Annotated in this window: 8 protein-coding genes and 1 pseudogene; all 9 read right to left on the reverse strand. The window is 61.0% G+C overall.

Annotated features, from left to right (window positions below; all coding sequences use genetic code 11):
- Positions 1 to 6: 6 nt before the first annotated feature.
- Positions 7 to 1,473, reverse strand: a complete 1,467-nt coding sequence (locus OMR58_RS10675; protein ID WP_200562593.1) for a type II and III secretion system protein family protein — start codon at positions 1,471 to 1,473, stop codon at positions 7 to 9.
- 62 nt (positions 1,474 to 1,535) lie between these two features.
- Complete coding sequence (gene cpaB / locus OMR58_RS10680) at positions 1,536 to 2,441, reverse strand: Flp pilus assembly protein CpaB (RefSeq protein WP_200562591.1); 906 nt, start codon at positions 2,439 to 2,441, stop codon at positions 1,536 to 1,538.
- A gap of 32 nt (positions 2,442 to 2,473) precedes the next feature.
- A complete protein-coding gene (locus tag OMR58_RS10685; protein WP_105594309.1) occupies positions 2,474 to 3,031 on the reverse strand; it encodes an A24 family peptidase in 558 nt (185 codons plus the stop codon).
- The gene (locus tag OMR58_RS10690; protein ID WP_105594308.1) at positions 3,031 to 3,234 is read right to left on the reverse strand and encodes a Flp family type IVb pilin; all 204 of its coding nucleotides are present in this window, start codon (positions 3,232 to 3,234) and stop codon (positions 3,031 to 3,033) included. The genes OMR58_RS10685 and OMR58_RS10690 overlap by 1 nt, the downstream gene beginning before the upstream one ends.
- A gap of 359 nt (positions 3,235 to 3,593) precedes the next feature.
- Positions 3,594 to 5,057: a HAMP domain-containing sensor histidine kinase gene (locus OMR58_RS10695; protein ID WP_347710566.1), complete on the reverse strand. Its 1,464-nt coding sequence runs from the start codon at positions 5,055 to 5,057 to the stop codon at positions 3,594 to 3,596.
- A 2-nt stretch (positions 5,058 to 5,059) separates the two neighbouring features.
- Positions 5,060 to 5,743, reverse strand: a complete 684-nt coding sequence (locus OMR58_RS10700) for a response regulator transcription factor (RefSeq protein ID WP_105594307.1) — start codon at positions 5,741 to 5,743, stop codon at positions 5,060 to 5,062.
- 362 nt (positions 5,744 to 6,105) lie between these two features.
- On the reverse strand, positions 6,106 to 6,954 hold the full coding sequence (cobA, locus tag OMR58_RS10705) for a uroporphyrinogen-III C-methyltransferase (RefSeq protein ID WP_444861314.1): 849 nt from the start codon (positions 6,952 to 6,954) through the stop codon (positions 6,106 to 6,108).
- A gap of 23 nt (positions 6,955 to 6,977) precedes the next feature.
- Positions 6,978 to 9,647 (reverse strand): annotated as a pseudogene (locus OMR58_RS10710) (nitrate reductase).
- Positions 9,644 to 13,894, reverse strand: a complete 4,251-nt coding sequence (gene nirB, locus OMR58_RS10715) for a nitrite reductase large subunit NirB (RefSeq protein ID WP_264545888.1) — start codon at positions 13,892 to 13,894, stop codon at positions 9,644 to 9,646. The pseudogene OMR58_RS10710 and the gene nirB overlap by 4 nt, the downstream one beginning before the upstream one ends.
- Positions 13,895 to 13,902 lie beyond the last annotated feature (8 nt).

The following is a 13,902-nucleotide window of genomic DNA, read 5'->3' on the forward strand; positions in this document are numbered from 1 at the left end:
CGCCTGTCAGTAGAGGTAGCCAGCGGCACCGAATTCAGGAGTTACGGCATCGATCATCTTCACGCCGCTGCCCGGGGTTTGCAGCTGACCGGCGCTTACCGGGGCAACCACGTAGGCGGTGGCGATGATCACCAGTTCGGTTTCTTCGCTGCTGGTTGACTCTTTCTCAAACATGCGGCCCACCACCGGAATAGATGACAGACCCGGCACGCCGTCTACCGTCTGGCTGTTGCTGCTGCGCAACATGCCTGCCAGGGCAAAACTCTGTCCGCTGGCCAGCTCGACGGTGGTGTCGGCACGGCGCACGGTCAGTGCAGGAATGGTGGACCCCCCTTCCAGCTGAACCGAACCGACCGAAGTCAGCTCGCTGACTTCCGGTGCAATATGCAGACTGATGCGGTTGCCCGACAGCAGGGTTGGCGTCATGCGCAGGATCACGCCGTAGGATTTGTAGTCGATGCTGATGCTGTTGCCGGTGACCAGAACAATCGGCACCTCACCACCGGCGGCAAACGCGGCGGTTTCACCGGACATCGCCGTCAGGTTCGGCTCGGCAAGCACCGAGGCCAGGCCCTGCGAGTTCATCGCCGAGAGCAGCGTGCTCAGCGAACCGTCGCTGCCGGTGCTGCTGTAGCCCAGCATGCCGCTGCCGCCTTCACGGGTGAAGGTGTTGCTGGTGGCGCTGAAGAAGTCGGTCAACGCACCGCTGCCGAAGCCGAAGCTGTTGCCGCCGCGATTCAGCGAGGCATCCCAGTTAAAGCCCAGTTCGTGGGTCAGCTTGCGGGAGACTTCCACCACGCGAACGCGAATGTTGATCTGTGAAGGGGTACGCACCTTCAGCTGGTTCACTACGTTGGGTGACGTGGTGCTGGAGCCAGGCTGAGCGTTGCCTGAACCGCCACCGCCGCCAGAACCACCACCGGCTCCGCCGCCTTGTCCGCCACCGCTACCGCCACCCGATCCACCCGCGCCGCCGGAAGAACCGATCCATGCCTGCACGCTGTCGATAACTTTCTTGGCATCCTGCGGAGTTTCCACGCTGCCGCGCACGATCACGCCGCTCGGCACCGAGGCTTCCAGCTGGATCTGTGCATCCGGGAACTCACGGCGCAGACGCTCTTTCAGCGCCGCCAGGTCGTGCTCGGCTACCAGGCGAATCGCGCTGATCACCTGGCCGTCGGCATCCATCGCATACAGCGTGGTGGTGCCGACGGTTTTGGCATAGACAAACACATTGCCCGGGGATGGCAGCTCAAAGCTGGCGATTTCCGGGTCGGCAACCAGCACGCTGTCCGGGACTTCATCCAGCTGCAGCATGCGCCCCTGGTGAACGTTCAGGTGGATCTCGCTGGTGGCGTCAATCTGGGTGACCGCAGCCGCTGGCAGTACCAGGGTGGCTAACACCCAGCTGACGGCCGTCAGCAATCGTTTGCCAGCCGGGCGGCGGCAAAAGTCGGTAGGTTTCATCTTCATTTAGGAATATCCGTGACTGGGATTATCTCATCCGTGCTGCCGCAACCTGCGGCAGCACGCTGTCATCTTGCCGGGAACTGCTGCACGTCCTGCTTATCGGCCCGGAACGTTTTCACCTTCACATTGCCCTGTGAACCGCCGTAAATGCTGGTGGTATCGGCCAGGCGAGTAACGGGCGTCAATCCTTCATCCGCATCATCCACGACCTCAACCGGACTGCGCAGCGCCAGCTGTAGCAAACCGACCTCTTTGGCTACGGCAAGCACCTCCGCCTGCTGCGGCGTGGCTTCCACGGTCACGGTTTGATAGACCGGATTGCGCGGGCGCGCCGGGGCATTTTTACCCGTCGCGTCGCCGTCAACGTCCTGGCGCGGACGCACGTCGGTGTCGGTCTGGCTGTTCATCGCCAGTACCCGCAGATTGCGCGCCACGGTCTGGGCGGCCAGCATGGGTACGACAACGGGTTTATCGGCGGTGGGAGCCAGTTCTGGCTGTTCGTCGCGGCGCAGGCTGAGGATCACATCCACGCGGTCACCGGCGGAAACCAGACCGGAGTTGCTGGCGACGGCGCTGGTCGGGATAGAGATGGCACGCATACCCGGATGCAGCACGGCGGCGACAAATCCAGGTTCGTTTGGACGAACCAGCATATTGCTGCTGAGGCGGGTGCCTGCCGGAATACGTTCGCGCAGCGTGGCGCCGAACAGTTTATTTTCTGAGTCTTTACCGCTGACGAAATAAAACGAGCGGGAAACGGACTCCGCCGTTTCTTCCCAGCGTAGGGCAGAGGGATCGATAAAATCACCCGGAGAGAGATCGCGCGCGGCGACTAATACTGCGGTTTTTTCCACTGGAGCCTTTGCCGCCTGTTTAGCAACCGGTGCAGAGAGCTGGCTGCGGACGACCAACGCGACCACACCGGCAGCAATTAGCGCCCCGGCTAATAATACCGTTGAATTAATTTTCATTTTTTTATATTTACCGGTTCAGATTCTTTTATTCAGAACTGAGGCCAAATAAGGATATAAGCCGCACCAAATGCAATGGCAATTCCGTAGGGAATACCCCGTGATAATTCATCGGGTAATACCGGCGGCGGTGTAATATTTATCCGTAAGTTGCTGTTCAACCGTTCAATAAACAACGCAATACCGGTGGTTAAGGTATTCAGCAGCGGCAGCGCCAGCGCCAGTACCCCACCTGCAATCGCGGTGATCATCACAAACCGGGTTTGATGCCCATAGCCAACCCAGAGGCAGAGCACGCTCATCAGTTTCACATCTCCGGCACCCAGACGGCCGGTCAAAAACATCGCGAAACCAATGACAAACACCAGACCGGCACCGGGTAACGCCTGAAGCAGGGTCCCGGAAATGCGCGGTAGCGGACCGGCTATTCCTTCAGCCGCCAGCGCGCAAAGCGCCAGAAAGCCCAGTAACAGCAGCAGCACGGCGCGGTTGGGAATGCGCCGCTGCAGCAGGTCGCTAAACACACACCACAGCAAACCAACAACCAGCAGGACATACCAGGCAATCTGTACGCCTGACTGTATCGCCATTATTTAGTGGTGGTGCCGGAGCCGGTGATCTGATCGGCAATCTGAGTAAACTTGTCGTTCAGCGCCTTCACAAAGATACCGTCATCGCCGAAGATGGCCGCAATCGCTGCCGCCATCGCCGCTGCCAGAATGCCGTATTCAATGGCTGTTACGCCGCTTTCGTCATGGAAAAAGGCACGCAGTTTTGCACTTAACTGTTTCATTATTCCGCTACTCTCTTTCAGGTTATTGCGTTGCCTTCCGCGCACGGCAGAAGCACAACCAGAGGCGTCAATAATGAGACTTATTCTCACGAACAACAAGATGCCGAAGATTAAGATACGTTAATTTTCGCTATTTTCTTGTCTGAATAACCGTAATTTTCGCGGTGAGAAACGTTGCCCGGAAAAATAAAACCGGACTACGTGAAGGGATTATATTTTGCAGGGGATTCGCGCAGAGAATAATTCCCTGCGCGTAGAGGGAGAATTAATAATTCTTAATGGTAAATAATATTACACAAAGAACAAATGGCATAAATATAGCCAGATTAATACTAAGACTTTCCTGGAGATATCCTTCACTAGCTGCGATTAAGACACAAATAGACCACCAGCCCGGGATCGGCAGATCCAAAATAGAGTTTACCATGATGTAATTCGGCAATCGCTTTTACCAGCGAAAGTCCGAGCCCAAAACCACTGTGCGTACCGTCCTGCCCCAGTCGTTCAAAGCGCTCCGTCGCCCGCGGATACAGGTCGGGTGCAATACCCGGGCCCAGATCCGCCACCACCAGCGCCAGCCAGCCGCGATGCAGCTGTACGCTGAGAGTGATCCGTCCGCGTTCGGCGGCGTACTTCAGCGAGTTCTCAATCAGATTCGCCATCGCCTGGAACACCAGCGCCCGATCGCCAAACAGCGGCATCGAGGCTTTCAGTTCAACCGCCAGCAGGCACTGTTTCTCTTCTGCCAGCGGCTGATAATACTCGGCTAAATCGTTCAGCAGATCCTGCGCGCTGAACTGTTCAAACTGGTGCACGCAGCGGCCGCTTTCGATTTCACCAATGCGCATCACGTTGCGGAACAGCGCCAGCACATCCTGCACTTCGGTAGTCGCCGCGTCGATCTCCCGCCGCACGCTGCCGCTGAGATCGTCGCGCTCGCCGAGGCTGAACAGACGATTCTGCAAATGCGTCAGCGGCGTCCGCAGCTCGTGCGCCACGTGCCCGGCGGTGCTGCGCACCTGATTCATCAGGCGATCGATACGCTCCAGATTCTGGTTAATATCGGTGCACAGTCCGTCGAAATCGTTGCCCCACGGTGAGACAGGCATCCTCACGTGCTGCTCGCCGGTGCTGTAGCGGCGCAGCGCCTCGCGGATTTGCCGCACGCTGTTGAGGTTACGCTGACTGAAGCGGCTGCTAACCAGCAGGCAGCACATCAGCAGAATAAACACCCCGGCCCCCGCCACCAGCGGGATGGTCCTCAGCCGCTCCATCATCGGCACGATATTATACGCGCGGAAGAACGTGGCACCATCGTCCAGCCTTACCGCCAGCGCGATAACCTGGTTGCTGCCCGCCACGCCGAGCAGACCTTTCAGACATTCAATATCCATGCCACAGTGGCCGCGCGCGGGCGTCACCGGCGCGTTGTGATAAATCAGCGCGCCGTCAGCGGCCAGCACCATTACCATCGGCAGCTCGCCGCTCTGCTCGTCGCGCTCCTGGCGCAAAAAATCCACCAGGCTTTCGCTGGTTTTCAAGCGTGATTTAGCGGAATAGCTGTAGATATCGTTGGTGATAATATCATGCACGTGGGTACGTAACAGTGATTCACTTAGCACACTCACACCAACGATACAGCCAAGCATCATCATCATAAACAGATAGGCGATGGTAATGGCCTGACGAAAGTTGGAGGTCGACAGAAACGCCGGATCGTAGTTGGCAAGAATGGCCTGCCACTGATGCAGTTTCATCAGCGCCCGGCGTCGGAAAAGACGCAGGCGCAGGCCGTGCTCGCGCAGATTGTTAACGGACGACACCCCTACCTCTTCTCCACTTCACCAAGGCAATACCCCACCGAGCGCAGAGTACGGATCAGCGGCAGCGAGAAGCCCTTATCGATCTTGGCCCGCAGCTTGGACAGGTGTACGTCAATCAGGTTGGTTTGCGGATCGAACTGATAGCCCCAGACCCGCTCAAGCAGCAGCGTGCGGCTGAGCACTTTGCCGGGATGCTCCATCAGCAGCATCAGCAGCTTGATCTCTTTATCGGTCAGTTCAATGCGCTTGCCGCCGCGCCAGGCCGATCGCTGCAGGCAGTCGACTTTCAGATCGGCAAACGTCAGCACCTGGCTGTGCTCGCTGCGGCGCTTGTCGCGGCCAACGATAATATCCAGCCGCAGGCGCAGTTCGTTCATATTGAACGGCTTGCCCATATAATCTTCGGCCCCCAGTTCCAGGCCCATCACCCGATCGATATCGCGATCGAGCGCCGACAGCAGCATTACCGGCGGATGCTGGCGGCCCTGAAGCGCACGCAGGACGCTGAAGCCGTCCATTCCGGGCAGCATTCGGTCCAGCAGAACCACGTCATAGACTTCCTGTTCGATAGCTTCCAGCGCTAACGCGCCGTCGTGAACCAGACGACAGGAGTGTCCGTGGGCGTGTAATTTCTCACTCAGCCACTGGCAAAGCGTGGAATCATCATCAACCACTAAAACGCGCATAAAATTCCCCTGAACTGCACTTTCTTTCAGCCCGCCCGCTGAATGCAGGTACTTGTTATTAATATAAATCAGTTATTACTTTGCTACACAGGAAGGGAGGCGGCCGGTAACAACCGACTAAATACTCTAACAGATAATAACAATCATTATCATTTGATTACAAGATATTTGCAATGTTTGTGTAAGCGTTTGCACAAAGAAGGATTCAGAGTGTAAGCCCCGGCGGGCAAGGGTTAGAGGCGAACGGCGTGATGAGGCACGCCGGAACCTTAACGAAATTTAATGCTGGTGCGTTGGAATTATGGCTGGCCCCCGGCAGCCGCTGTGCTGAGGGCAAAAACGCGGTTCACCATCGCCCGGCTTTAACTTACCGTGAGAGCGGCGCTTTCGGACTGATTTTCGGCACCGGACTTACTCGCGCTGCCGCTGCGGTCGTTATCGCCCCGGTACATTTTCACTACCTCGCCGATGATTAACAGTGCAGGCGTTTTAACCTTTTCACGGGCGATAATGTGCGCCAGCGAATCCAGCGTGGCGGTCAGCACCCGCTGTTCCGGCTGAGTGCCGCGTTCGATCACCGCCGCCGGCGTACTCGCAGGCAGCCCGTGCGCCACCAGCCGCTGGCTGATGTGGTCACTGTGGGTAATGCCCATGTAAAACACCAGCGTCTGCCGCGCCGAGGCCAGCGCCGCCCAGTCAACGTCCGGCTCGCCCTGCGCGCCGTGGCCGGTGACAAAGCGCACCGACTGCGCCAGATCGCGGTGGGTTAAGGGAATACCGCTGGCGGCCGCGCAGCCCATCGCCGCCGTAATACCGGGCACGATATGGCATGCCACGCCGTGCCGCTGGCAGTGCGCCATTTCCTCGCCGCCGCGACCAAACACAAAGGGATCGCCGCCTTTCAGCCGCACCACGCGGTGACCTCTCAGCGCCAGACTGACCAGCAGCTGGTTAATCTCATCCTGGCCGAGAGTGTGATCGCGCATCGATTTACCGACGTCAATGCGCAGCGCTTCATCGGGGATCAGCGCCATCACCGGCGCGGAAACCAGCCTGTCAAACACCACCACGTCCGCCTGCTGGATCGCCCGCAGCGCCTTGAGGGTCAGCAGCTCAGCGTCGCCCGGCCCCGCACCAACCAGCCAGACTTCGCCAGCGCGCACCGGCTGCTGCCGATCGCCCGCCGCCAGAATCGTTGCCATCTGCTGCATCCGTAACGCCTGTTGAAGTGTGTTCATTTGACCTCTCCCGCCGTCAGCGTACTGAGCTGAGCGGCAATGATTTTTTTGAGTTCGGGAATGCAGGAGCCGCAGTTGGTACCGCATTTGAGTGCGTCGCCCAGCTGCTGCACGCTGCGGCAGCCCTGGCGTACGGCATCCGCAATCGGGATTTCTCCGACGGAAAAGCAGCTACAGATGATGGCACCGGTCGGCGCTTTATCGCTTCCGGCGCGACCGGCCAGCAGCGCCAGCCGCTGTGGTGCGGTTTGCGGCGGTGCACTGAAGGCCGCCACTACCGCCTGACGGTCCACGGACGGTGCCCTGCGACGGGCGTAAAACGCCAGCTGTAGTTTCCCCTCGCACCAGGCCAGCAGGCTGAAACCGTCGTCGCCCAGATCGGCGGTCTGGTAAATCAGGCCAGCGGAGGGGTACTGCTCACTCAGCCATACCAGCCAGTCTTCCGGTCGCGAAGAGTCTGCCAGGGTAAAGTGTGCGATGCCCGACTGGGTAATCCGGCTCCAGTACGGCGTCAGCGGCGGCACGTTATTTTCGCCGCGTACAAACAGTTCCGCCTGCCACGCGGCACGCCAGCGGCGCAGGCTGACCGGCATATGTTTGCTTTCCGGCTGCCCGGAGAGCGGATCGACGTGCGCCTCAATCAGCGCATCCACCCGCGCCTGCTGGCTGAAGTTACTGTTCCAGTGCATCGGCACAAATACGCTGCCGCGCGGTTGCAGCGGGTCCGGCTGCGCGCGCAGCAGCAGCCAGCCGTGTGACGAGGACACGCGCAGCAGATCGCCGGTGCGGATCTGCGGCGCATCATCGGGATGAAACTGGCAAAACGGTTCACTGAGGTGCTGCATCAGCCGCGCCGACTTGCCGGTGCGGGTCATCGTGTGCCACTGGTCACGCACCCGTCCGGTATTCATCACCAGCGGATAAGCTTCGCTCGGTGCGTTGAGCGGCAGGCGCGGCGTCACGGCGATCAGCCGGGCTTTGCCATCGGGATGGTAAAAACGTTTGTCGGTAAACAGCCGCGCCGTGCCCTGCGGATTAGACGCGTTGACCGGCCACTGTATCGGCTGCAACCCGTCTCACTCCGCATTCGACAACTGCGCCAGGCCGCTGATATCAAACGCCCGCGAACCCTGATTCTCAAAGCCGGAGAGCGCCGCGTGTTCACGAAAGATCTCCGCCGGATGCTGATACGCGAAGGCGTCGGTAAACCCCAGCCGCTGCGCCACCTGACTGAGGATCCACCAGTCCGGTTTTGCCTCACCGGGAGCAGGCAAAAAAGCCCGCTGGCGCGAAATACAGCGCTCGGAGTTGGTCACCGTGCCGTTTTTTTCACCCCAGCCCAGCGCGGGCAGGCAGATATGGGCAGCGCGGGTGGTATCGGTGTCGCGCATAATATCGGAAACAATCACCAGCGGGCAGCGCGCCAGTCCGGCCCGCACCCGGTCTGCATCCGGCAGCGATACCAGCGGATTGGTGCCCATAATCCAGACCGCTTTGATCCGCCCTTCTTCCACCGCCCGGAACAGATCTACCGCGTTCAGTCCGGCGGATTGGCTGACGCTATCGCTGCCCCAGAAGCGCCCTACCCGGCTGATATCCTCCGGCGTAAAACCCATATGGCAGGCCAGCTGATTCGCCAGTCCGCCGACTTCGCGCCCGCCCATCGCATTTGGCTGACCGGTTATCGAAAACGGCCCGCAGCCCTCGCGCCCGATCTGCCCGGTGGCCAGATGCAGATTAATGATGGCGTTGCATTTGTCCACCCCGGAGCTGGACTGGTTGATGCCCATCGAATAGAGCGTCACCAGTCGTTCACTGCCGCCGATCAGCCGGTAAAAGGTCCGCAGCTGTTCCTCCGCCAGGCCGCAGAATTCTGCCGTGCGCGCCAGCGTCCATTCACTCGCCGCCCGCAGCGTTTCTGCTGCCCCCAGCGTGTGCAGCTGGAGAAAATCACTATCCAGTCTGCCGCACTCCGTCATTGCATTTAATACGCCGCAGAACAGCGCGGCGTCGCTGCCGGGGCGCAGCGCCAGATGCATATCGGCGATGTCACAGGTGGCGGTCTGGCGCGGATCGATCACGATAATCCGCATCTCCGGTCGATCTTTTTTGGCCTGCGCCAGCCGCTGGTAGACCACCGGATGCGCCCACGCGGTGTTCGAACCGGTTAACAGCACGCAGTCGGCCTGTTCCAGGTCCTGATAGCGGCACGGCACCGCATCGGCACCGAACGCACGCTTATAGCCCACCACGGCGGAGGCCATGCACAGCCGCGAATTGGTATCCATATTTCCCGCGCCGATAAAGCCCTTCATCAGCTTATTGGCAACGTAGTAATCCTCGGTCAGCAGCTGGCCGGAGCCGTAAAACGCTACCGACTGCGGACCGTATTCACTGATAATCGCCCGCAGCCGCTCCGCTACCGCGCCCAGCGCCTGCGCCCAGCTGACCGGCTGGCGATCGATCTCCGGCTGTAGCAGCCGCCCCTGCAAGCCCAGCGTTTCCCCCAGCGCGCTGCCCTTCACGCACAGCCGCCCGAGGTTGGCCGGATGGGTTTTTATCCCGCTGGCGCTGAACGCATCGCCCTGCGGCTGCATGCTGACGCCGCACCCAACGCCGCAGTAGGCGCAGGTGGTTAGCGTCGGTGCTGCTGGCGTCGATTTCATAAGCTGACCGTCGCTATGATTTCCGCCGTTTTCACCGCCGCCGCGACCGGCTGTTCCTGCACCCAGACGCGGCCGTTTTCCACCTTAACCGGCCAGACGCTGAGCGCCAGCTGGCCGTCATCCACGCTGCGACCGTCCTGCAGGCGGAAACGCTGCTTGTAGAGCGGTGAAATCACCACCGGCTCCCCTTTCACATCGCCCAGCAGCCCGCGCGACAGCACATTGGCATCGCTGTCCGGCTCGTGATTGCTCAGGGCAAAAACCTGCTGCGGATGCGTCGGCAGGTGGAACAGCGCAATCTGCCGGTTGGCCAGCCGCGCTGCCATCCCCGCATTGGCCGGGATCGCCTGCACATCGCAAAGATCCACCCAGCCCTGTACTGCACTCACCGTCGGAGCCACCACGCTTGCAGGATGCTCTGCGCGCTCCTGCGAGGTTGCCGGACGGATCTGCTGGCGTTCGGTAACCATCACCACCGCTTCATCCGGTTCGGCGCTGTTAACAAACGGACGGAACAGCGCCAGCCGATCCGGCTCGGCCAGCGTGGTTTGCCACTCGCACTGGTAGGTGCCGACCACCGCATCCATCTCGCTTTCCAGCTCTGCCCCGATGTGCAGGCTGTCTTCCAGCACCACCTGGCGCAGGTAGTCCAGACCGCCCTCCAGATTGTCCATCCAGGTGCTGGTGCGCTGCAGCCGGTCGGCGGTCCGCACGTAGAACATCAGGAAGCGATCCACGGTGCGGATCAGATCGTCAGTGCTCATATCCTGCGCCAGCAAATCGGCGTGACGCGGCTTCATGCCGCCGTTGCCGCAGACGTACAGGTTCCAGCCCTTTTCGGTGGCGATCACCCCGACATCCTTGCTCTGCGCTTCGGCACATTCGCGGGTGCAGCCGGAAACGGCCATTTTGATTTTGTGCGGTGAACGCAGCCCCTTGTAGCGGTTCTCCAGCCGCAGGGCCAGACCGGTAGAGTCCTGCACGCCGTAGCGGCACCAGTTGGAGCCCACGCAGGATTTCACCGTGCGCAGCGATTTGCCGTAGGCATGGCCGGTTTCAAACCCGGCGTCCACCAGCTGCTGCCAGATTTCCGGCAGCTGTTCCAGCCGCGCGCCGAACAGATCCAACCGCTGCCCGCCGGTGATTTTGGTGTAAAGGTTGTAGCGTTTAGCCACCTGACCGATGGCAATCAGCCCGTCCGGGGTGATTTCACCGGCCGGAATACGCGGCACCACCGAATAGGTGCCGTCCTTCTGGATGTTGGCAAAGTAGCGGTCGTTAGTGTCCTGCAATGGCAGATGCTGCGGCTTGAGCAGGTAGTCGTTCCAGCAGGAGGCGAGGATCGATCCGGCCAGCGGCTTGCAGATTTCGCAGCCGCTGCCCTGTCCGTGCTTGTGGATCAGCTCTTCAAAGCTGCGGATATTGCCCGCACGCACCAGGTGATAGATTTCCTGCCGCGAAAAAGCAAAGTGCTCGCAGATGTCCTTTTTCACCTCCACGCCCATTTCGGTCAGCGCAAACTCCATCACCTGTTTGGTCAGCGCCGCGCAGCCGCCGCAGCCGGTTGCCGCTTTGGTGCAGGCTTTAACCGCCGCCATATCACCGCAGCCGCCCTTCACCGCGTCACAGATATCCGATTTGCTGACGTTGTGGCAGGAACAGATTTGCGCACCGTCGGGCAGCGCCGCCACGCCCAGCGACTGCGGTGCCGCGCCGGAACTGGCAGGCAGAATCAGCATTTCCGGGCTGGCGGGCAGCGGCATGTCGTTGAGCATCATTTGCAGCAGCGTGCTGTATTCACTGCTGTCGCCGACCAGCACCGCGCCAAGCAGACGCTTTTTGTCCTCTGACACCACGATTTTTTTATACACTTCACCTGGGCCGTCTACCCAGCTGTAGCTCTGACTGCCCGGCGTGCGACCATGGGCGTCGCCCACCGAGGCCACTTCTACGCCCAGCAGCTTGAGTTTGGTACTCATATCCGCGCCCTTAAAGGCAACTTCACTCCCGGCCAGCGTATCGGCCAGGGTACGCGCCATCTGGTAGCCGGGTGCGACCAGGCCGAAAATCTGCCCGTTCCACAGCGCGCATTCGCCGATGGCAAAAATCGCCGGATCGGAGGTGCGACAGCTATCGTTAATCACAATCCCGCCGCGTGGCCCGACCTCCAGACCGCACTCTCTTGCCAGCTGATCCCGCGGGCGGATACCGGCGGAGAACAGCACCAGATCGGTATCCAGATGGCCGCCGTCGGCGAACTCCATGCGATAGCCACCGGTTTCCCCTGCGACGATGGCGCGGGTTTCTTTCCCGGTATGCACCTGCACGTCCAGCGCTTCAATTTTGCGCCGCAGCATCGCCGCCCCGCCTTCGTCCAGCTGCACGCCCATCAGCCGGGGCGCGAACTCTACCACGTGGGTTTGCAGGCCGAGGTGCTTCAGCGCATTGGCCGCTTCCAGCCCCAGCAGGCCGCCGCCGACCACCACGCCGGTTTTCCCCTTGGCGGCACAGGCCTGGATCGCTGCCAGATCGTCCAGCGTGCGGTACACCAGGCAGCCCGGCGCATCGTTCCCGGGGATCGGCGGTACAAACGGATAGGAACCGGTGGCCAGCACCAGCACATCGTATGCGGTCTGCCGGCCCTGATGATCAACAACAAAACGGTGGCGGGTGTCGATATGGCCGATGCAGTGGCCCAGCCGCAGCTCAATCCCGCTCGACTCAAAGAAGCCATCTTCCACCATTGACAGCGATTCCGCGCTGCGGCCGGAGAAATACTCGGAGAGATGCACCCGGTCGTAGGCCGGGGCTTTCTCTTCCGCAAACACAATCACCTGATAGTGAAGATGCAGCTCGCGTTCCACCAGCTGCTGCAGAAAATGGTGGCCGACCATGCCGTGTCCGGCCATCACTAATACGGGTTTCGACATTGCTTTGCTCCTCGTTGCCTCAACGGGCAACTTTTCTGATTTAACGGGCGACGGGCCGGAATCGGCAGGCGCATCGCCGGGGCTGAAGACGCTCGGTGGCGTCTGCGAAAAAGAGGTCTGGTTGATGCGGGACAGATAGTCCGGGCCGTCGCTGATGTCACCCCACAGCACCACGCCGGCCAGCCGGTTATCGCGCAGCAGCAGGCGGCGGTAATGCCCGTCGAACGGATCGGAGGCGCTGTGGATCTGTGCGTTCTCGCCGCCGTGCAGCTCACCGGCGCAGAACAGATCGATGCCGGTCACCTTCAGGCGCACCGCCAGCGTCGGGCTGACGGCGGCAGGAACGGGGGCGTCGATGGGGTCAGCGATGCGGGCGGCGATAGGGTCGGCGATGGGGTCAGCCAGCAAACGGGCGGCCAGCGCTTCTGCCTGCTGCCAGCACGGCGCAACCAGCCCGACGGTCAGCTGCCCCTGCTGGCAGCATTCGCCGATGGCAGAAATATCGGGGTCGGAGGTGTACAGCCGATCGTTGACCAGAATACCGCGATCGCAGGCCAGCCCGGCAGACCGCGCCAGGGCGATCTCGGGCCGTACCCCGGCGGCCACCACCACGCGCCGCGCCGGGATTTCACGTTCGTCACGCAGCGCCACCGCCTTTACGCAGCCGGAGTGGTCTGCGAGATAAGCGGCGGTCTGCGCCTGTAACACGGAAGTGATGCCACGTGTCGCCAGGCTGAGCCGCAGCAGCTCAGCGGTATGTGCATCCAGTTGAGCATCCATCAGATGCGGCCCACGGTGCAGCAGGCTGACCTGCATTCCGCGTAGCGCCAGCGCGGCGGCAGCTTCCACGCCCAGCACGCCGCCGCCAATCACCACAGCAGGCTGCCCGGCAACCTCACCGCTGAGAATGTTTTCCACATCCCGCATATCGCGAAAGCCGTGGATTCCGCACAGATCGTTGCCCGGCAGCGGCGGCATAAACGCCCGCGAGCCGGTAGCCAGCACCAGATGGTCATAGGCCAGCGTCCGGTCGCCGATGCTGATCCGGCGCGCATCGCGGTCGATTGCCGTGACCGGCGCACCGGCGATAAGCGTCACGCCGCGCGCCGCATACCACGGCGCGTCATGGGTGATGATATCGTCAAAGCCTTTCTCACCGGACAGCACCGGGGTCAGCTGGATGCGGTTATAGGCCGGCTGCCGCTCCTCGCCAACGATCTGGATGTGGAAACGCTCCGGTGCGCGTTCGCACAGCCGTTCCACCAGCCGCGCGCCCGCCATACCGTTACCGACTACGATCAGGGTGAGTTTCTTCATTGCGCGTA

Source organism: Erwinia sp. INIA01 (assembly GCF_025947915.1).
GTDB classification, from domain to species: Bacteria; Pseudomonadota; Gammaproteobacteria; order Enterobacterales; family Enterobacteriaceae; genus Erwinia; species Erwinia coffeiphila.

What these genes read in the sequence shown, in the direction of transcription:
- OMR58_RS10675 (WP_200562593.1), bottom strand. Translation starts at nt 1,473, where the DNA reads ATGAAGATGAAACCTACCGACTTTTGCCGCCGCCCGGCTGGCAAACGA.
- cpaB (WP_200562591.1), bottom strand. Translation starts at nt 2,441, where the DNA reads ATGAAAATTAATTCAACGGTATTATTAGCCGGGGCGCTAATTGCTGCC.
- OMR58_RS10685 (WP_105594309.1), bottom strand. Translation starts at nt 3,031, where the DNA reads ATGGCGATACAGTCAGGCGTACAGATTGCCTGGTATGTCCTGCTGGTT.
- OMR58_RS10690 (WP_105594308.1), bottom strand. Translation starts at nt 3,234, where the DNA reads ATGAAACAGTTAAGTGCAAAACTGCGTGCCTTTTTCCATGACGAAAGC.
- OMR58_RS10700 (WP_105594307.1), bottom strand. Translation starts at nt 5,743, where the DNA reads ATGCGCGTTTTAGTGGTTGATGATGATTCCACGCTTTGCCAGTGGCTG.
- cobA (WP_444861314.1), bottom strand. Translation starts at nt 6,954, where the DNA reads ATGCAGCAGATGGCAACGATTCTGGCGGCGGGCGATCGGCAGCAGCCG.
- nirB (WP_264545888.1), bottom strand. Translation starts at nt 13,894, where the DNA reads ATGAAGAAACTCACCCTGATCGTAGTCGGTAACGGTATGGCGGGCGCG.